Annotated in this window: 30 protein-coding genes; all 30 read left to right on the forward strand. The window is 66.6% G+C overall.

Going from position 1 to position 17,643, the window contains the following annotated elements:
- The first annotated feature begins 147 nt into the window (after positions 1 to 147).
- On the forward strand, positions 148 to 1,305 hold the full coding sequence (locus ACIQMR_RS29475; RefSeq protein ID WP_401393538.1) for a hypothetical protein: 1,158 nt from the start codon (positions 148 to 150) through the stop codon (positions 1,303 to 1,305).
- 571 nt (positions 1,306 to 1,876) lie between these two features.
- On the forward strand, positions 1,877 to 2,185 hold the full coding sequence (gene rpsJ, locus ACIQMR_RS29480; RefSeq protein ID WP_003948644.1) for a 30S ribosomal protein S10: 309 nt from the start codon (positions 1,877 to 1,879) through the stop codon (positions 2,183 to 2,185).
- Between the two features lie 13 nt (positions 2,186 to 2,198).
- On the forward strand, positions 2,199 to 2,843 hold the full coding sequence (rplC, locus tag ACIQMR_RS29485; RefSeq protein ID WP_242329291.1) for a 50S ribosomal protein L3: 645 nt from the start codon (positions 2,199 to 2,201) through the stop codon (positions 2,841 to 2,843).
- Between the two features lie 7 nt (positions 2,844 to 2,850).
- The gene (gene rplD, locus ACIQMR_RS29490) at positions 2,851 to 3,501 is read left to right on the forward strand and encodes a 50S ribosomal protein L4 (protein ID WP_266381576.1); all 651 of its coding nucleotides are present in this window, start codon (positions 2,851 to 2,853) and stop codon (positions 3,499 to 3,501) included.
- Entirely contained in the window at positions 3,501 to 3,821 is a 321-nt protein-coding gene (gene rplW, locus ACIQMR_RS29495; protein ID WP_266381579.1) for a 50S ribosomal protein L23, read from the forward strand. The genes rplD and rplW overlap by 1 nt, the downstream gene beginning before the upstream one ends.
- A gap of 39 nt (positions 3,822 to 3,860) precedes the next feature.
- Positions 3,861 to 4,697 carry a 50S ribosomal protein L2 gene (rplB, locus tag ACIQMR_RS29500; protein WP_358667912.1) on the forward strand — a complete coding sequence of 279 codons (837 nt, stop codon included), beginning with the start codon at positions 3,861 to 3,863 and terminating at the stop codon, positions 4,695 to 4,697.
- A 12-nt stretch (positions 4,698 to 4,709) separates the two neighbouring features.
- Positions 4,710 to 4,991, forward strand: a complete 282-nt coding sequence (rpsS, locus tag ACIQMR_RS29505; protein ID WP_003956461.1) for a 30S ribosomal protein S19 — start codon at positions 4,710 to 4,712, stop codon at positions 4,989 to 4,991.
- Positions 4,992 to 5,034: 43 nt separating this feature from the next.
- The gene (gene rplV / locus ACIQMR_RS29510) at positions 5,035 to 5,382 is read left to right on the forward strand and encodes a 50S ribosomal protein L22 (RefSeq protein WP_004571827.1); all 348 of its coding nucleotides are present in this window, start codon (positions 5,035 to 5,037) and stop codon (positions 5,380 to 5,382) included.
- Positions 5,382 to 6,224: a 30S ribosomal protein S3 gene (gene rpsC, locus ACIQMR_RS29515; protein WP_266381584.1), complete on the forward strand. Its 843-nt coding sequence runs from the start codon at positions 5,382 to 5,384 to the stop codon at positions 6,222 to 6,224. The genes rplV and rpsC overlap by 1 nt, the downstream gene beginning before the upstream one ends.
- Before the next feature lie 5 nt (positions 6,225 to 6,229).
- Positions 6,230 to 6,649, forward strand: a complete 420-nt coding sequence (gene rplP, locus ACIQMR_RS29520) for a 50S ribosomal protein L16 (RefSeq protein WP_005313579.1) — start codon at positions 6,230 to 6,232, stop codon at positions 6,647 to 6,649.
- Positions 6,649 to 6,873: a 50S ribosomal protein L29 gene (gene rpmC / locus ACIQMR_RS29525; RefSeq protein WP_017949657.1), complete on the forward strand. Its 225-nt coding sequence runs from the start codon at positions 6,649 to 6,651 to the stop codon at positions 6,871 to 6,873. The genes rplP and rpmC overlap by 1 nt, the downstream gene beginning before the upstream one ends.
- Positions 6,873 to 7,160: a 30S ribosomal protein S17 gene (rpsQ, locus tag ACIQMR_RS29530; protein WP_262006829.1), complete on the forward strand. Its 288-nt coding sequence runs from the start codon at positions 6,873 to 6,875 to the stop codon at positions 7,158 to 7,160. Before rpmC ends, rpsQ begins: the two co-directional genes overlap by 1 nt.
- A 106-nt stretch (positions 7,161 to 7,266) precedes the next feature.
- The gene (gene rplN / locus ACIQMR_RS29535; protein WP_003956455.1) at positions 7,267 to 7,635 is read left to right on the forward strand and encodes a 50S ribosomal protein L14; all 369 of its coding nucleotides are present in this window, start codon (positions 7,267 to 7,269) and stop codon (positions 7,633 to 7,635) included.
- 2 nt (positions 7,636 to 7,637) lie between these two features.
- Positions 7,638 to 7,961: a 50S ribosomal protein L24 gene (gene rplX / locus ACIQMR_RS29540; protein WP_105868304.1), complete on the forward strand. Its 324-nt coding sequence runs from the start codon at positions 7,638 to 7,640 to the stop codon at positions 7,959 to 7,961.
- Entirely contained in the window at positions 7,961 to 8,518 is a 558-nt protein-coding gene (rplE, locus tag ACIQMR_RS29545) for a 50S ribosomal protein L5 (RefSeq protein ID WP_122615762.1), read from the forward strand. The genes rplX and rplE overlap by 1 nt, the downstream gene beginning before the upstream one ends.
- Positions 8,519 to 8,523: 5 nt before the next feature.
- Positions 8,524 to 8,709: a type Z 30S ribosomal protein S14 gene (locus ACIQMR_RS29550; protein ID WP_003956452.1), complete on the forward strand. Its 186-nt coding sequence runs from the start codon at positions 8,524 to 8,526 to the stop codon at positions 8,707 to 8,709.
- 212 nt (positions 8,710 to 8,921) lie between these two features.
- Positions 8,922 to 9,320 carry a 30S ribosomal protein S8 gene (rpsH, locus tag ACIQMR_RS29555; RefSeq protein WP_017949652.1) on the forward strand — a complete coding sequence of 133 codons (399 nt, stop codon included), beginning with the start codon at positions 8,922 to 8,924 and terminating at the stop codon, positions 9,318 to 9,320.
- A 22-nt stretch (positions 9,321 to 9,342) separates the two neighbouring features.
- A complete protein-coding gene (gene rplF, locus ACIQMR_RS29560) occupies positions 9,343 to 9,882 on the forward strand; it encodes a 50S ribosomal protein L6 (RefSeq protein WP_266381590.1) in 540 nt (179 codons plus the stop codon).
- A 3-nt stretch (positions 9,883 to 9,885) separates the two neighbouring features.
- On the forward strand, positions 9,886 to 10,269 hold the full coding sequence (gene rplR, locus ACIQMR_RS29565) for a 50S ribosomal protein L18 (protein ID WP_242329301.1): 384 nt from the start codon (positions 9,886 to 9,888) through the stop codon (positions 10,267 to 10,269).
- A 42-nt stretch (positions 10,270 to 10,311) separates the two neighbouring features.
- Entirely contained in the window at positions 10,312 to 10,923 is a 612-nt protein-coding gene (gene rpsE / locus ACIQMR_RS29570; RefSeq protein ID WP_242329302.1) for a 30S ribosomal protein S5, read from the forward strand.
- On the forward strand, positions 10,923 to 11,105 hold the full coding sequence (gene rpmD, locus ACIQMR_RS29575) for a 50S ribosomal protein L30 (protein WP_266381593.1): 183 nt from the start codon (positions 10,923 to 10,925) through the stop codon (positions 11,103 to 11,105). The genes rpsE and rpmD overlap by 1 nt, the downstream gene beginning before the upstream one ends.
- A gap of 2 nt (positions 11,106 to 11,107) precedes the next feature.
- Positions 11,108 to 11,563, forward strand: a complete 456-nt coding sequence (rplO, locus tag ACIQMR_RS29580; protein WP_266381595.1) for a 50S ribosomal protein L15 — start codon at positions 11,108 to 11,110, stop codon at positions 11,561 to 11,563.
- Between the two features lie 249 nt (positions 11,564 to 11,812).
- Positions 11,813 to 13,132 (forward strand): preprotein translocase subunit SecY, encoded by a 1,320-nt coding sequence (gene secY / locus ACIQMR_RS29585; RefSeq protein ID WP_401393552.1) that lies wholly within the window; start codon positions 11,813 to 11,815, stop codon positions 13,130 to 13,132.
- Complete coding sequence (locus tag ACIQMR_RS29590) at positions 13,132 to 13,797, forward strand: adenylate kinase (protein WP_401393555.1); 666 nt, start codon at positions 13,132 to 13,134, stop codon at positions 13,795 to 13,797. Before secY ends, ACIQMR_RS29590 begins: the two co-directional genes overlap by 1 nt.
- 145 nt (positions 13,798 to 13,942) lie before the next feature.
- Positions 13,943 to 14,779, forward strand: coding sequence for a type I methionyl aminopeptidase (map, locus tag ACIQMR_RS29595; RefSeq protein WP_401393558.1), 837 nt, complete (start codon positions 13,943 to 13,945; stop codon positions 14,777 to 14,779).
- Positions 14,780 to 14,939: 160 nt separating this feature from the next.
- Positions 14,940 to 15,161, forward strand: coding sequence for a translation initiation factor IF-1 (gene infA, locus ACIQMR_RS29600; RefSeq protein ID WP_003956442.1), 222 nt, complete (start codon positions 14,940 to 14,942; stop codon positions 15,159 to 15,161).
- A 58-nt stretch (positions 15,162 to 15,219) separates the two neighbouring features.
- A complete protein-coding gene (rpmJ, locus tag ACIQMR_RS29605) occupies positions 15,220 to 15,333 on the forward strand; it encodes a 50S ribosomal protein L36 (RefSeq protein WP_003956441.1) in 114 nt (37 codons plus the stop codon).
- 196 nt (positions 15,334 to 15,529) lie between these two features.
- Positions 15,530 to 15,910 (forward strand): 30S ribosomal protein S13, encoded by a 381-nt coding sequence (rpsM, locus tag ACIQMR_RS29610; RefSeq protein WP_004946638.1) that lies wholly within the window; start codon positions 15,530 to 15,532, stop codon positions 15,908 to 15,910.
- Between the two features lie 70 nt (positions 15,911 to 15,980).
- A complete protein-coding gene (gene rpsK / locus ACIQMR_RS29615) occupies positions 15,981 to 16,385 on the forward strand; it encodes a 30S ribosomal protein S11 (protein ID WP_003948617.1) in 405 nt (134 codons plus the stop codon).
- Between the two features lie 134 nt (positions 16,386 to 16,519).
- Entirely contained in the window at positions 16,520 to 17,542 is a 1,023-nt protein-coding gene (locus ACIQMR_RS29620; protein ID WP_003956430.1) for a DNA-directed RNA polymerase subunit alpha, read from the forward strand.
- Positions 17,543 to 17,643 lie beyond the last annotated feature (101 nt).

Consider the following 17,643-nt stretch of genomic DNA (forward strand, 5'->3'; position numbering starts at 1 on the left):
TGCTTCGTCCCCCGTGACGATGACGTGCCGTGATCACTGTAGGAGAGCGGGGGAACGGCGATCGAACGATTAAGGCGTCACTTCTATCCTCTGCCGACCTGTACGTGGAATGTCCACGACAGTGCTGGGGAACGCAGGGTGGGGACAGTGGGGAAGAACGCACCGGAGGGGCGGCCCGGCGACGGGTCGCCGGTGTCGGACGAGGAGTGGGCGGAGTTCGTACGCCGGGCCGGGGAGGGCTCGGGTGCCGACGCGCCCAAGGAACCGTCCGCCAGGGCGCGGATGGTGGCCGCGCGGCTGCGTGCGGAGGACGAGCGGCGGCGCAGGGAGGGGAAGCCGGCCGAGCCCGAGGGCTGGCGCACGGGGCCCGCGTGGCAGGAGCGGAGCGGGAGCGCGAGGAAGCGCCGGCGCCTCGTGGCGGTGCTCGGCGTACTCGTCGCCGTCGGGCTCTCCGTGGTCGCCGTGCGGCCCGAGCTGGTGACCGGAGAGGCCGCCCGCGAGGAGTCCGCACCGCTCGCCGCCGAGACCGCGCGGCCCACCGCCGCGCCCTCGGCGGAGCTGTTCCCGGACCGGCCGACGCTGAAGGAGCCGTTCCGGGGGTCGCCCGCGGTCGGCTGGGCGGCAGGGGCCGCCGGGATCGAGCTGCCTGAGGCCAAGGCGGTCGGCGGGATGAGCAAGGAACAGGTCGCGCACGCGCTGCGCAGCACCAAGGAGTTGCTGGTCGCCTCGAACCTCGATCCGGCCACCCTCCGGGGCGAGTGGCCCAGGGCCGCGCTGAAGCTGCTCGACCCGCTCCAGAAGGACGGTCACGGCGCGCTCGAGAAGGCGCTGCGCGCGCCGGCGAAGGAGCAGGATCCGTTGTGGATGTTCAGCCGGTTCGATCCGTCCCAGGTGCGTCCCGCAGGTGACGTGGTCAGGACGCGGGGGCGGATGACCTTCGGCAAGGGCGACCGCAGCGGCGAGGTGCGGGTGTACGCCGACTACACCTTCGTCTACCCGGTGGTGAAGGCGAAGCCCGGCGCGGACGAGGTGACGCGGACCGTCGTCCGCCGCCAGCTGACCGTCGCCCTGTACGACCCGGCCGAGGTGATCACCACCCGCGGACGGCTCTACGTGTTCCGAATGGACATGAACAGCGGAAACTCCGACTGCTCGAAGGACGGCGACGGTTTCCTGAGGCCACAGTTCACGGAGGACCTGGCCGGCGGGGCGCCGGAGGTGTCCGGACCGTCCGTGGACCCGTACGACCGCAGCCGGGACCTCGACGACCTCTCGCAGGAGTGCGGCGCGGTCACCCGCACCTGAGGAACGCAGGGGACGAAGTCCGGGCCCATGGAAACGGGCGCCTCGGCCGGGCGACGACGCACGGAGAAGACCCCGACGCAGCAGGTGCGTCGGTGAATCGGGCGTCGTCCCGGCCGGGCGCCCGTGTCTCGCCGACGACGCGCGCTCCGCGAGCCGCCGTTTGACACGCAACCCCCGCGGGGTAACCTCTTCGGCTCGATTGGCGTGCCCGACGCCCCGTATGGCAGACTATCGGGGTTGCTCGGTTGAGTGCCGATGCTGCGCGCCTCCCGCCGGGAGGACCGGAAGCGAGTCCCACAGTACTCGTCGCCCCAACTGCCCCCAGGGCAGCGCTGGGGCGGACGTACGGGAATCTTCCGGGAAGTGTCAGCGGGGCCCCGGCCAGGCACCCGGTGGGTTTTCTCCCCCGTCCAGCGGTCTCTTCTGCGGATCGCAATCCCCTCCAGCAGGGAATCCGTCACTGGATATCTGCGTAGCGGGAGTGCGACACGCCCGACCGCGTGGGTCGGAGAGAAGGTTGTTAACACCGGGTTCCAGAGCGTTACGAGACAGACAGGACTACGAAGTAGCCATGGCGGGACAGAAGATCCGCATCCGGCTCAAGGCCTACGACCACGAGGTCATCGACTCCTCGGCGAAGAAGATCGTCGAGACGGTGACCCGCACTGGTGCGTCGGTCGCGGGCCCGGTGCCGCTGCCCACTGAGAAGAACGTGTACTGCGTCATCAAGTCGCCGCACAAGTACAAGGACTCGCGCGAGCACTTCGAGATGCGCACGCACAAGCGCCTCATCGACATCCTCGACCCCACGCCGAAGACGGTTGACTCGCTGATGCGTCTCGACCTGCCGGCGGGCGTCGACATCGAGATCAAGCTCTGAGGTGACGCGCGAGATGGCTAAGCAGATCAAGGGCATCCTGGGCGAGAAGCTCGGCATGACTCAGGTCTGGGACGAGAACAACCGTGTCGTCCCGGTCACTGTCGTCAAGGCCGGCCCCAACGTCGTCACCCAGGTCCGTACGAACGACACCGACGGCTACGAGTCGGTCCAGATCGCCTTCGGCGAGATCGACCCGCGCAAGGTGAACAAGCCCCTCAAGGGCCACTTCGCCAAGGCCGACGTGACCCCGCGCCGCCACCTGGTGGAGCTCCGTACCTCCGACGCCAGCGAGTACACGCTCGGCCAGGAGATCACCGCCGAGGTGTTCGAGTCCGGCGTCAAGGTCGACGTCACGGGCAAGAGCAAGGGCAAGGGCTTCGCCGGTGTCATGAAGCGTCACAACTTCAAGGGCCTCGGCGCCGGTCACGGCACCCAGCGCAAGCACCGCTCGCCCGGTTCCATCGGTGGCTGCGCCACCCCGGGCCGTGTGTTCAAGGGCCTCCGCATGGCGGGCCGTATGGGCAACGAGCGGGTCACCACCCAGAACCTGACCGTCCACGCCGTTGACGCGGAGAAGGGTCTGCTGCTCATCAAGGGCGCAGTTCCCGGTCCGAACGGCGGCCTCGTCCTGGTCCGTACCGCGGCCAAGGGGGCCTGAGGTAACGATGAGCACCATTGACATCCTTTCGCCCGCTGGCGACAAGGCCGGTAGCGTCGAGCTCCCCTCGGAGATCTTCGACGCCAAGGTCAGCGTTCCGCTGATCCACCAGGTCGTCGTCGCGCAGCTGGCCGCTGCCCGTCAGGGCACGCACAAGACCAAGACCCGCGGCGAAGTCCGTGGTGGTGGCAAGAAGCCTTACCGCCAGAAGGGCACCGGCCGCGCCCGTCAGGGTTCGACCCGTGCGCCGCAGTTCGCCGGCGGTGGCGTCGTCCACGGCCCCGTGCCGCGTGACTACTCGCAGCGGACCCCGAAGAAGATGAAGGCCGCCGCCCTGCGCGGTGCCCTCACCGACCGGGCCCGTCACTCCCGCATCCACGTCGTCTCCGGCGTGGTCGAGGGCGGGATCTCCACCAAGGCCGCCAAGACGCTGTTCGGCAAGATCTCGGAGCGCAAGAACCTGCTCCTGGTCGTCGACCGCAGCGACGAGGCCGCGTGGCTGTCCGCCCGCAACCTGCCCCAGGTGCACATCCTGGAGCCGGGCCAGCTGAACACGTACGACGTGCTCGTCTCCGACGACGTGGTCTTCACCCAGGCCGCCTTCGAGTCCTTCGTGTCTGGCCCCAAGGCCGTTGAGACCGAAGGGAGCGAGGCCTGATGACTGAGGCCGCCGTCACCAGCAAGACCTTCTCGGACCCGCGCGACCTGCTGATCAAGCCGGTCGTCTCGGAGAAGAGCTACGCGCTGCTGGACGAGAACAAGTACACGTTCGTCGTCGACCCGCGCGCCAACAAGACCCAGATCAAGCAGGCCGTCGAGGCGGTCTTCCAGGTCAAGGTCACCGGGGTCAACACGATCAACCGGCAGGGCAAGCGCAAGCGCACCCGCACCGGTTTCGGCAAGCGCGCCAACACCAAGCGCGCCATCGTGACCCTTGCCGAGGGCAACCGTATCGACATCTTCGGCCAGGCCTCCTAACGGAGCGCCCTGGTCCGAATATCGGACGAGGACTGAGAAATGGGTATCCGCAAGTACAAGCCGACGACTCCGGGCCGTCGTGGCTCCAGCGTCGCCGACTTTGTCGAGATCACGCGGTCCACGCCGGAGAAGTCGCTGGTCCGCCCCCTGCACAGCAAGGGCGGCCGTAACAACGCCGGTCGTGTGACCGTTCGCCACCAGGGCGGTGGCCACAAGCGCGCCTACCGAGTGATCGACTTCCGTCGTCACGACAAGGACGGCGTGCCGGCCAAGGTCGCGCACATCGAGTACGACCCCAACCGCACCGCGCGCATCGCGCTCCTGCACTACGCGGACGGCGAGAAGCGCTACATCATCGCGCCGCGTGGCCTGAGCCAGGGCGACCGTGTCGAGAACGGCCCGGCCGCCGACATCAAGCCCGGTAACAACCTGGCGCTGCGCAACATCCCGGTCGGTACGACCATCCACGCCATCGAGCTGCGGCCCGGCGGCGGCGCGAAGTTCGCCCGCTCCGCGGGTGCCTCCGTGCAGCTGCTGGCGAAGGAGGGCTCCATGGCCCACCTTCGTATGCCGTCCGGCGAGATCCGTCTGGTCGACGTCCGCTGCCGCGCCACCATCGGTGAGGTCGGCAACGCCGAGCAGTCGAACATCAACTGGGGCAAGGCCGGCCGCATGCGCTGGAAGGGCGTTCGCCCGACCGTCCGCGGTGTCGCGATGAACCCGGTTGACCACCCGCACGGTGGTGGTGAGGGCAAGACCTCCGGTGGTCGCCACCCGGTCTCCCCGTGGGGTCAGAAGGAGGGTCGTACTCGTTCTCCCAAGAAGGCGAGCAACAAGTACATCGTCCGCCGCCGCAAGACGAACAAGAAGCGCTAGGAGCGGGTTTAGATGCCGCGCAGTCTCAAGAAGGGGCCCTTCGTCGACGACCACCTGATCAAGAAGGTGGACGTCCAGAACGAAGCAGGCACCAAGAACGTCATCAAGACCTGGTCCCGTCGCTCGATGATCGTCCCGGCCATGCTGGGCCACACGATCGCGGTGCACAACGGCAAGACCCACGTCCCGGTGTTCGTCACCGAGTCCATGGTCGGCCACAAGCTCGGCGAGTTCTCGCCGACTCGCACCTTCCGCGGCCACGTCAAGGACGACCGGAAGTCGAAGCGCCGCTAATCGCGGGGTGGAAACGACTATGACTTACACCGAAGGGACAACCATGGAAGCCAGGGCCCAGGCGCGGTACATCCGCGTCACGCCCATGAAGGCCCGCCGCGTGGTGGACCTCATCCGTGGCATGGACGCCACGGAGGCTCAGGCGGTCCTGCGTTTCGCCCCGCAGGCCGCGAGCGTGCCGGTCGGCAAGGTGCTGGACAGCGCCATTGCCAACGCCGCGCACAACTACGACCACACCGACGCCTCTTCGCTGGTCATCAGCGAGGCGTACGTGGACGAGGGTCCGACTCTGAAGCGGTTCCGTCCGCGTGCTCAGGGCCGGGCCTACCGGATCCGTAAGCGGACCAGCCACATCACCGTGGTCGTCAGCAGCAAGGAAGGAACCCGGTAATGGGCCAGAAGGTTAACCCGCATGGGTTCCGGCTCGGCATCACCACGGACTTCAAGTCCCGTTGGTACGCCGACAAGCTGTACAAGGACTACGTCAAGGAAGACGTCGCCATTCGTCGCATGATGACGAAGGGCATGGAGCGGGCCGGCATCTCGAAGGTCGAGATCGAGCGCACCCGCGACCGCGTCCGCGTTGACATCCACACCGCTCGTCCGGGCATCGTCATCGGCCGCCGCGGCGCCGAGGCGGACCGCATCCGCGGCGAGCTGGAGAAGCTGACCGGCAAGCAGGTCCAGCTGAACATCCTCGAGGTCAAGAACCCCGAGGTGGACGCTCAGCTGGTGGCCCAGGCCGTCGCCGAGCAGCTGTCCTCCCGCGTCTCCTTCCGTCGTGCGATGCGCAAGTCGATGCAGAGCTCGATGAAGGCCGGCGCCAAGGGCATCAAGATCCAGTGCGGCGGCCGTCTCGGCGGCGCCGAGATGTCCCGCTCGGAGTTCTACCGCGAGGGCCGTGTGCCCCTGCACACGCTCCGCGCGAACGTCGACTACGGCTTCTTCGAGGCCAAGACGACCTTCGGCCGTATCGGTGTGAAGGTCTGGATCTACAAGGGCGACGTCAAGAACATCGCCGAGGTCCGCGCCGAGAACGCCGCTGCCCGCGCCGGCAACCGCCCGGCCCGTGGCGGCGCTGACCGCCCGGCCGGCCGTGGTGGCCGCGGTGGCGAGCGTGGCGGTCGCGGTCGCAAGCCGCAGCAGCAGTCCGCGCCGGCTGCCGAGGCCCCCAAGGCCGACGCTCCCGCCGCCGCTGCCGCTCCGGCTGAGAGCACCGGAACGGAGGCCTGACCGAAATGCTGATCCCCCGTAGGGTCAAGCACCGCAAGCAGCACCACCCCAAGCGTCGCGGTATGGCCAAGGGTGGTACGACGGTTGCGTTCGGCGAGTACGGCATCCAGGCCATGACTCCGGCGTACGTGACCAACCGCCAGATCGAGGCGGCTCGTATCGCGATGACCCGCCACATCAAGCGTGGCGGCAAGGTCTGGATCAACATCTACCCGGACCGCCCGCTGACGAAGAAGCCCGCCGAGACCCGCATGGGTTCCGGTAAGGGTTCCCCCGAGTGGTGGGTCGCGAACGTGCACCCGGGCCGGGTCATGTTCGAGCTGTCCTACCCGAACGAGAAGATTGCGCGTGAGGCTCTGACTCGTGCAGCGCACAAGCTGCCGATGAAGTGCCGGATCGTCAAGCGCGAGGCAGGTGAAGCGTGATGTCGGCCGGTACCAAGGCGTCCGAGCTGCGCGAGCTGGGCAACGAGGAGCTTGTTGCCAAGCTCCGCGAGGCCAAGGAAGAGCTGTTCAACCTCCGCTTCCAGGCGGCGACGGGCCAGCTCGAGAACCACGGCCGGCTTAAGGCCGTCCGCAAGGACATCGCCCGGATCTACACCCTGATGCGTGAGCGCGAGCTGGGCATCGAGACGGTGGAGAGCGCCTGATGAGCGAGAGCAACGTGACTGAGAACAAGACCGCGGAGCGCGGCTTCCGCAAGACCCGCGAGGGTCTGGTCGTCAGCGACAAGATGGACAAGACCGTCGTCGTCGCTGTCGAGGACCGCGTCAAGCACGCGCTGTACGGCAAGGTCATCCGCCGTACGAACAAGCTCAAGGCGCACGACGAGCAGAACGCCGCGGGTGTCGGCGACCGCGTCCTCCTCATGGAGACCCGGCCGCTGTCCGCGACGAAGCGCTGGCGCGTCGTCGAGATCCTCGAGAAGGCCAAGTAATTACCTGAGGGGTTTCCCTCAGGTCAGTTCCGCCAGGCTCGGCAGGGGCTCCGCCTCCCAGGAGGAAAGCCCCTGCCGGGAACCGGCAGACAAACAGGAGATAGACGTGATCCAGCAGGAGTCGCGACTTCGCGTCGCCGACAACACTGGTGCCAAGGAGATCCTTTGCATCCGTGTTCTCGGTGGCTCGGGTCGCCGCTACGCGGGCATCGGTGACGTCATCGTCGCCACCGTCAAGGACGCGATCCCCGGTGGCAACGTGAAGAAGGGTGACGTCGTCAAGGCGGTCATCGTTCGCACCGTCAAGGAGCGCCGCCGTCAGGACGGCTCGTACATCCGCTTCGACGAGAACGCCGCCGTCATTCTGAAGAACGACGGCGACCCTCGCGGCACCCGTATCTTCGGCCCGGTGGGCCGTGAGCTGCGCGAGAAGAAGTTCATGAAGATCATCTCGCTCGCGCCGGAGGTGCTGTAAGCATGAAGATCAAGAAGGGCGACCTGGTCCAGGTCATCACCGGCAAGGACAAGGGCAAGCAGGGCAAGGTCATCGCGGCCTTCCCCCGCGAGGACCGCGTCCTGGTCGAGGGTGTCAACCGGGTCAAGAAGCACACGAAGGCCAACCAGCCGGGCCGTGCGTCGCAGGCCGGCGGCATCGTCACCACCGAGGCCCCCATTCACGTGAGCAACGTTCAGCTCGTCGTGGAGAAGGACGGCAACAAGGTCGTGACCCGCGTCGGTTACCGCTTCGACGACGAGGGCAACAAGATCCGCGTTGCCAAGCGGACGGGTGAGGACATCTGATGGCTACCACCACCACTCCGCGTCTCAAGACGAAGTACCGCGAGGAGATCTCCGGCAAGCTGCGTGAGGAGTTCTCGTACGAGAACGTCATGCAGGTTCCCGGCCTCGTGAAGATCGTGGTCAACATGGGTGTGGGCGACGCCGCCCGCGACTCCAAGCTGATCGAGGGTGCCATCAAGGACCTCACCACGATCACCGGCCAGAAGCCGGCCGTCACCAAGGCCCGCAAGTCCATCGCGCAGTTCAAGCTGCGTGAGGGCCAGCCGATCGGTGCCCACGTCACGCTTCGTGGCGACCGCATGTGGGAGTTCCTGGACCGCACCCTGTCGCTCGCGCTGCCGCGCATCCGCGACTTCCGTGGCCTGTCCCCCAAGCAGTTCGACGGCCGTGGCAACTACACCTTCGGTCTCACGGAGCAGGTCATGTTCCACGAGATCGACCAGGACAAGATCGACCGCGTCCGGGGTATGGACATCACCGTGGTGACCACGGCGACCAACGACGCTGAGGGCCGTGCCCTTCTCCGTCACCTCGGCTTCCCGTTCAAGGAGGCGTAAGCGAGATGGCGAAGAAGGCTCTCATTGCCAAGGCTGCTCGTAAGCCCAAGTTCGGTGTGCGTGCGTACACCCGCTGCCAGCGCTGCGGCCGTCCGCACTCCGTGTACCGCAAGTTCGGCCTGTGCCGCGTGTGCCTTCGTGAGATGGCTCACCGTGGCGAGCTGCCGGGCGTGACCAAGAGCTCCTGGTAATCCCGGGTTTTCCCGGAATTACCGGAGGCTCTCGGTAAGCAACGGGACGGCGGGGCCCTCCCTCACATGCCGTAGGCTTGTGGGGTTGGGCGCCCGCCGCCCTGATCGACTTACTACGCCGTAGGTCCCCGCGCCGCACCCGTCCCGCCCATGTGTGGGGAGAGGGATGGCGCATACAGGAAACCCCGGCGAGAGAGGCCGAAGGCCAATTCATGACCATGACTGATCCGATCGCGGACATGCTGACTCGTCTGCGTAACGCGAACTCGGCGTACCACGACTCCGTGACGATGCCGCACAGCAAGATCAAGTCTCACATCGCGGAGATCCTCCAGCAGGAGGGCTTCATCACGGGCTGGAAGGTCGAGGACGCCGAGGTCGGCAAGAACCTCGTTCTCGAGCTGAAGTTCGGCCCGAACCGTGAGCGCTCCATCGCGGGCATCAAGCGGATCTCCAAGCCCGGTCTCCGGGTGTACGCGAAGTCCACCAACCTGCCGAAGGTGCTCGGCGGCCTGGGCGTGGCCATCATCTCCACGTCGCACGGTCTCCTCACCGACAAGCAGGCCAGCAAGAAGGGTGTGGGCGGGGAAGTCCTCGCCTACGTCTGGTAGTCGGGAACGGAGGAGAAGAAACATGTCGCGTATCGGCAAGCTCCCCATCTCGGTTCCCGCCGGCGTGGATGTCACCATCGATGGCCGTACGGTCCAGGTGAAGGGCCCCAAGGGCTCCCTGACCCACACCGTTGCCGCGCCGATCGAGATCGCGAAGGGTGAGGACGGCGTTCTGAACGTCACCCGCCCCAACGACGAGCGTCAGAACAAGGCCCTGCACGGCCTGTCCCGCACGCTGGTGGCCAACATGATCACCGGTGTGACCCAGGGGTACGTCAAGGCGCTCGAGATCAGCGGTGTCGGTTACCGCGTTGCCGCGAAGGGCTCCAACCTGGAGTTCCAGCTCGGCTACAGCCACTCGATCCTGGTGGAGGCGCCCGAGGGCATCTCCTTCAAGGTCGAGTCGCCGACCAAGTTCTCGGTCGAGGGCATCGACAAGCAGAAGGTCGGCGAGGTCGCCGCGAACATCCGCAAGCTGCGCAAGCCCGACCCGTACAAGGCCAAGGGCGTGAAGTACGCGGGCGAGGTCATCCGCCGCAAGGTCGGAAAGGCTGGTAAGTAAGCCATGGCATACGGCGTGAAGATTGCCAAGGGCAAGGCCTACAAGGGCGCTTCCCTGAAGCGTCGCCACATCCGCATCCGCAAGAAGATCTCGGGTACCCCGGCGCGTCCGCGTCTGGTCGTCACCCGGTCCAACCGCGGGATCACGGCTCAGGTCATCGACGACCTCGCGGGTCACACCCTCGCGTCGGCGTCCACCCTGGACTCGTCCATCCGTGGCGGCGAAGGCGACAAGTCGTCGAAGGCGAAGCAGGTCGGCCAGCTCGTGGCCGAGCGTGCCAAGGCCGCCGGCATCGAGGCTGTCGTGTTCGACCGTGGCGGCAACCAGTACGCCGGGCGCATTGCCGCCCTGGCGGACGCCGCCCGCGAAGCCGGTCTGAAGTTCTGACCCGGTTCCGTAGCTGACGGAAAACGAAGAGAGGTAATTCCAATGGCTGGACCCCAGCGCCGCGGAAGCGGTGCCGGTGGCGGCGAGCGGCGGGACCGGAAGGGCCGTGACGGCGGCGCAGCTGCCGCCGAGAAGACCGCTTACGTTGAGCGCGTTGTCGCGATCAACCGTGTCGCCAAGGTTGTGAAGGGTGGTCGTCGCTTCAGCTTCACCGCGCTGGTCGTGGTGGGCGACGGTGACGGCACCGTGGGTGTCGGTTACGGCAAGGCCAAGGAGGTGCCGGCCGCCATCGCCAAGGGTGTTGAGGAGGCCAAGAAGCACTTCTTCAAGGTCCCCCGTATCCAGGGCACCATCCCGCACCCGATCACGGGCGAGAAGGCCGCGGGCGTCGTCCTGCTCAAGCCGGCTTCCCCCGGTACCGGCGTTATCGCCGGTGGCCCGGTGCGTGCCGTGCTCGAGTGCGCCGGCGTTCACGACATCCTGTCGAAGTCGCTCGGCTCGTCCAACGCGATCAACATCGTCCACGCGACCGTCGCGGCCCTGAAGGGTCTGCAGCGTCCCGAGGAGATCGCGGCGCGCCGCGGTCTGCCGCTCGAGGACGTCGCCCCCGCGGCGCTGCTTCGTGCGCGTGCCGGTGCGGGAGCGGGTGCGTAATGGCCCGCATCAAGATCACGCAGACGAAGTCGTACATCGGCAGCAAGCAGAACCACCGTGACACCCTGCGTTCGCTTGGCCTGAAGAGGGTCAACGACGTGGTCGTCAAGGAGGACCGCCCCGAGTTCCGCGGAATGGTGCACACCGTCCGCCACCTCGTGACGGTTGAGGAGGTCGACTGATCATGGCGGAGCAGAACCCGCTGAAGATCCACAACCTCCGTCCCGCCCCGGGCGCCAAGACCGCCAAGACCCGTGTGGGTCGTGGTGAGGCGTCGAAGGGTAAGACGGCCGGTCGTGGTACCAAGGGCACGAAGGCCCGTTACCAGGTTCCGGAGCGCTTCGAGGGTGGGCAGATGCCCCTCCACATGCGTCTCCCGAAGCTGAAGGGCTTCAAGAACCCGTTCAAGACCGAGTACCAGGTCGTGAACCTGGACAAGCTCACCGCCCTCTACCCCGAGGGTGGCGAGGTCACGGTCGCGGACCTGGTCGCCAAGGGTGCGGTTCGCAAGAACCAGCTCGTCAAGGTGCTCGGCCAGGGTGAGGTCTCCGTGGCGCTGCAGGTGACGGTCGACGCCGTCTCCGGCTCCGCCAAGGAGAAGATCACCGCCGCCGGCGGCACCGTCACCGAGCTCGTCTGATCTGAGACGAGCCGATGGCCTGAACACCAACCGGGGATGCCTCTCAAAAGGGGCATCCCCGGTTGGTCGTTCCAAGCGGGGCACACTCGCCGGTAAGGTGGCGTGCGTTGTTGCTGTAATCCTGGGGGGTGACCCCCGCGCCGCGAGGTGGGGCCGAAGGCCTCCCCGGACGGTTTTGGACTCATACGTATTCGTCGAACCTCAAGACCGTCACCTCTGACGCTTTGCGCGGGGGTCGCAGGAGGCACCGTGCTCACCGCGTTCGCCCGGGCGTTCAAGACGCCCGACCTGCGCAAGAAGCTGCTCTTCACGCTTGCCATCATCGTGCTGTACCGGGTCGGCGCACACATTCCGGTCCCCGGCGTCAGTTACGAGAACGTCCAGATCTGTGTGGACCAGGCCTCGAAGAACAACAGCAGCCTGTTCGGCCTCGTCAACATGTTCAGCGGCGGAGCGCTGCTGCAGATCACGATCTTCGCGCTCGGCATCATGCCGTACATCACAGCGAGCATCATCCTGCAGCTGCTGACCGTGGTCATTCCGCGTCTGGAGGCCCTCAAGAAGGAGGGCCAGTCCGGCACGGCGAAGATCACGCAGTACACGCGTTACCTCACGGTCGCGCTGGCCGTGCTGCAGGGCACCGGCCTGGTGGCCACCGCCCGCAGCGGAGCGCTGTTCTCGGGGTGTCAGGTCGCCAGCGAGATCGTCCCTGATCAGTCGATCTTCGTGACCGCCACGATGGTGGTCACCATGACCGCCGGCACGGCCATGGTCATGTGGCTCGGCGAGCTGATCACGGACCGTGGTATCGGCAACGGCATGTCGATCCTGATGTTCATCTCGATCGCCGCCGGTTTCCCGGGCGCCCTCTGGGCCATCAAGGAGAGCGGCAGCCTCGCCAAGGGCTGGATCGAGTTCGGCACGGTCATCCTGATCGGCTTCGTGATGGTGGCGCTCGTCGTGTTCGTCGAGCAGGCCCAGCGCCGTATCCCCGTGCAGTACGCGAAGCGCATGATCGGCCGCAGGTCGTACGGCGGTACGTCCACATACATCCCGCTGAAGGTGAACCAGGCGGGTGTGATTCCTGTCATCTTCGCGTCGTCGCTGCTCTACATCCCGGCGTTGATCGCACAGTTCTCGAATTCCAGCTCGAGCTGGAAGACCTGGATCGAAGCCCATCTCGTCAAGGGCGACCACCCGTACTACATCGCTCTGTACTTCCTCCTGATCGTGTTCTTCGCCTTCTTCTACGTGGCGATCTCGTTCAACCCCGAGGAAGTCGCGGACAACATGAAGAAGTATGGTGGCTTCATCCCGGGTATCCGGGCTGGTCGACCTACCGCCGAGTATCTGAGCTACGTGCTCAACCGGATCACCTGGCCGGGCTCGCTGTATCTGGGTCTGATCGCTCTTGTGCCGACGATGGCGTTGGCGGGCTTCGGTGGTGCCAACCAGAACTTCCCGTTCGGTGGCACCAGCATCCTCATCATCGTGGGTGTCGGTCTCGAAACCGTGAAGCAGATCGAGAGCCAGCTCCAGCAGCGCAACTACGAAGGGTTCCTCCGCTGATGCGAATCGTCCTCGTCGGACCGCCCGGTGCGGGCAAGGGCACGCAGGCTCAGTACCTTGCCAAGAACCTGTCGATCCCGCACATCTCCACGGGCGACCTCTTCCGGGCCAACATCAGCAAGGGCACGGAGCTCGGCAAGCAGGCCAAGGCGTACATGGACGCCGGCAACCTGGTGCCCGACGAGGTCACCATCGGGATGGCCAGGGACCGCATGGCTCAGCCGGACGCCCAGAACGGCTTCCTGCTCGACGGTTTCCCGCGCAACGTCTCCCAGGCCGAGGCGCTCGACGCCGCGCTCGCGGTGGACGGCGTGAAGCTGGACGCGGTGCTGGACCTGGAGGTCCCCGAGGACGAGGTCGTGAAGCGGATCGCGGGTCGCCGCATCTGCCGCAACGACAGTGCGCACGTCTTCCACGTCACGTACACCCCGCCGAAGACCGAGGGCGTCTGTGACGTCTGCGGCGGCGAGCTGTACCAGCGCGACGACGACTCGGAGGAGACCGTGCGCAAGCGGCTCGAGGTCTACCACACGCAGACCGAGCCGATCATCGACCACTACCGGGCCCAGGGCCTCGTGGTCACCATCTCCGCGCTCGGCAAGGTCACCGAGGTGACCGAGCGGGCGATGGAGGCACTGCAGAACGACCCGGCCGCCCAGGCCTGAGTCATGCGGTGCGCGGTGCGCGGTACGCACCACCACTGAGCTGTTTCCGATACGGCCGCGGTGTCCCAGGGACGCCGCGGCCGTATCGTTGATTACCCAGGCATTCCGCCGAACCACTCTCCGATTCCGAAAGGCGCCGGCACTCATGGTGCAGATCAAGACCCCCGAGCAGATCGCGAAGATGCGCGAGGCGGGGCTGGTCGTCGCCGCCATCCACGCGGCGACCCGTGAGGCGGCGGTCCCCGGCGCCACGACGAGGGATCTCGACGAGGTCGCCCGCAAGGTGATCGCCGACCATGGCGCCAAGTCGAACTTCCTCGGCTACGGCGGTTTCCCCGCCACCATCTGCACCTCGGTCAACGAGGTCGTCGTCCACGGCATCCCGGACGAGAAGACGGTCCTCAAGGACGGCGACATTATTTCCATCGACGCCGGCGCGATCGTCGACGGCTGGCACGGCGACGCGGCGTACACGGCGTTCGTGGGTGACGGTCATGCCCCGGAGCTGCTGGAGCTCTCCCGGGTGACCGAGGAGTCCATGTGGGCCGGTGTCGCCGCGATGAAGAACGGCAACCGCCTGGTCGACATCTCCCGCGCCATCGAGACGTACATCCGCCGTCAGCCGAAGCCGGGCGGCGGCAAGTACGGGATCATCGAGGAGTACGGCGGCCACGGGATCGGCACCGAGATGCACATGGACCCGCATCTGCTGAACTACGTCAGCCGTAAGCGCGGCAAGGGCCCCAAGCTGGTCCCCGGCGTGTGCCTGGCCATCGAGCCGATGGTGTCGCTCGGTACGCCGCACACCGAGGTCCTCGAGGACGACTGGACCGTCATCACCATCGACGGCACCTGGTCCTCGCACTGGGAGCACTCCGTCGCTCTGACCGAGGAGGGCCCCCTGGTCCTCACCGCGGTCGACGGTGGCAGGGCCAAGCTGGCGGAGCTCGGTGTCACGGCGGCGCCGGATCCCCTGGCATAACGATCACTTCCGTTGGGCAAACTTCCGGATTCGTCTTTTCCAGGGGCCTGACGTAGACTGATGCGTCGGCTCTCGTGTACCCGTATGTCCGCTTGCGGTAGTCCGTTGCGGTCAAACGGTAGCGAGAGTCGATCAAGGTAGCCGATTCGAAGGGCGAAGCGTGGCCAAGAAGCAAGGTGCCATCGAAATCGAGGGCACCGTGATCGAGTCCCTGCCGAACGCCATGTTCAAGGTAGAGCTCCAGAACGGTCACAAGGTCCTCGCGCACATCTCCGGCAAGATGCGGATGCACTACATCCGAATCCTCCCGGACGACCGGGTCGTGGTGGAGCTCTCTCCCTACGACCTCACGCGTGGCCGGATCGTCTACCGGTACAAGTAGATCTTGCCGTCACCCCTCCCGTGGGGTGCTGGCACTGACCCGGAGAACCTCACATCCCATGAAGGTCAAGCCGAGCGTCAAGAAGATCTGCGACAAGTGCAAGGTGATCCGCCGTCACGGCCGGGTCATGGTCATCTGCGACAACCTGCGCCACAAGCAGCGCCAGGGCTGAAGCACGCCGACCTGCACCTCGCAGTTCTTCGAGCGACGCGAGCAATACGTACATAAGCAGTGCCCGTCCACGCCTCACGGCTGACGACACCTCCGGCGGGGGCCGGGGACCCGGACGTACCACCTCTTCGAACAGGAGAGATCGGCGGTCGGGAGCGGTACTGCGGAAGACCCCCGAACACCACAGGAGCCATTGAATGGCACGCGTTTCCGGTGTTGACATCCCGCGCGACAAGCGTGTGGAGGTCGCACTCACCTACGTCTTCGGTATCGGCCGCACCCAGTCGAAGGCGACTCTCGCCGCGACCGGTGTGAACCCGAACACCCGCGTTCGTGACCTGGCCGAAGAGGACCTGGTCAAGATCCGCGAGTACGTGGACGCCAACCTCAAGACCGAGGGTGACCTCCGCCGCGAGATCCAGGCCGACATCCGCCGCAAGGTCGAGATCGGCTGCTACCAGGGTCTGCGCCACCGCCGCGGTCTGCCGGTCCACGGTCAGCGCACCAGCACGAACGCTCGTACCCGCAAGGGCCCGCGTCGCGCCATCGCCGGTAAGAAGAAGCCGGGCAAGAAGTAGTCCACAGCGGACGCTCATCAGCGGTCTTCGCTGTAGGACCGACCACCTCCTCTCCATCTGGAGTTAAGACATGCCCCCCAAGGGACGTCAGGGCGCTGCCAAGAAGGTGCGCCGCAAGGAAAAGAAGAACGTCGCTCACGGCCACGCGCACATCAAGAGCACGTTCAACAACACCATCGTTTCGATCACGGACCCGACCGGCAACGTGATCTCCTGGGCCTCCGCCGGCCACGTCGGCTTCAAGGGCTCGCGCAAGTCCACCCCCTTCGCCGCGCAGATGGCCGCCGAGTCGGCCGCCCGCCGCGCGCAGGAGCACGGCATGCGCAAGGTCGACGTCTTCGTCAAGGGTCCGGGCTCCGGCCGTGAGACCGCGATCCGCTCCCTCCAGGCCACCGGCCTCGAGGTCGGCTCGATCCAGGACGTCACCCCGACGCCGCACAACGGCTGCCGTCCCCCCAAGCGGAGGCGCGTCTGACCTCAGATGCGTCACGCATCTGTGGTCGATGTGGGATTTCGGGCGCCAGGACCCCTTCGGGCCCTGGCGCCCGTACCCTTGCAGTATCCGAGGGCGTCAAATAGCGGGCGCCCACGACTGAAGGAAACAACACCATGCTGATCGCTCAGCGTCCTTCGCTGACCGAAGAGGTTGTCGACGAATACCGCTCGCGGTTCGTCATCGAGCCGCTGGAGCCCGGCTTCGGCTACACGCTCGGCAACTCTCTGCGCCGTACGCTCCTCTCCTCGATCCCGGGCGCGGCCGTCACGTCCATCCGGATCGACGGTGTCCTGCACGAGTTCACCACCGTGCCGGGCGTCAAGGAGGACGTCACCGACCTCATCCTGAACATCAAGCAGCTGGTCGTCTCCTCGGAGCACGACGAGCCGGTCGTGATGTACCTGCGCAAGCAGGGCCCGGGTCTGGTCACCGCCGCCGACATCGCGCCCCCGGCCGGTGTCGAGGTCCACAACCCCGACCTCGTCCTCGCCACGCTCAACGGCAAGGGCAAGCTGGAGATGGAGCTGACCGTCGAGCGCGGTCGCGGCTACGTCTCCGCCGTGCAGAACAAGCAGGTGGGCCAGGAGATCGGCCGTATCCCGGTCGACTCCATCTACTCGCCGGTGCTGAAGGTCACGTACAAGGTCGAGGCGACCCGTGTCGAGCAGCGCACCGACTTCGACAAGCTGATCGTCGACGTCGAGACCAAGCAGGCCATGCGTCCGCGTGACGCCATGGCGTCGGCCGGTAAGACCCTGGTCGAGCTGTTCGGTCTGGCCCGCGAGCTCAACATCGACGCCGAGGGCATCGACATGGGCCCGTCCCCGACGGACGCCGCCCTCGCCGCCGATCTCGCGCTGCCGATCGAGGAGCTGGAGCTCACGGTCCGCTCGTACAACTGCCTCAAGCGTGAGGGCATCCACTCCGTGGGTGAGCTCGTCGCCCGTTCCGAGGCCGACCTGCTCGACATCCGCAACTTCGGTGCGAAGTCGATCGACGAGGTCAAGGCGAAGCTGGCCGGCATGGGCCTGGCCCTCAAGGACAGCCCGCCCGGATTCGACCCGACCGCCGCCGCGGACGCCTTCGGCGCCGACGACGACGCGGACGCCGGTTTCGTCGAGACCGAGCAGTACTGAGCCCCTCCCGGTGGGTGTGCCGGGGCCGACGCCCCCGCACCCCACCGGGGTGGCTTTCCCGGGGCCCCGCCCCGGACCCCGGCCGGGCCCTCGGGTCCCGG

It is taken from the genome of Streptomyces sp. NPDC091376 (assembly GCF_044757085.1).
GTDB lineage: Bacteria > Actinomycetota > Actinomycetes > Streptomycetales > Streptomycetaceae > Streptomyces > Streptomyces pratisoli.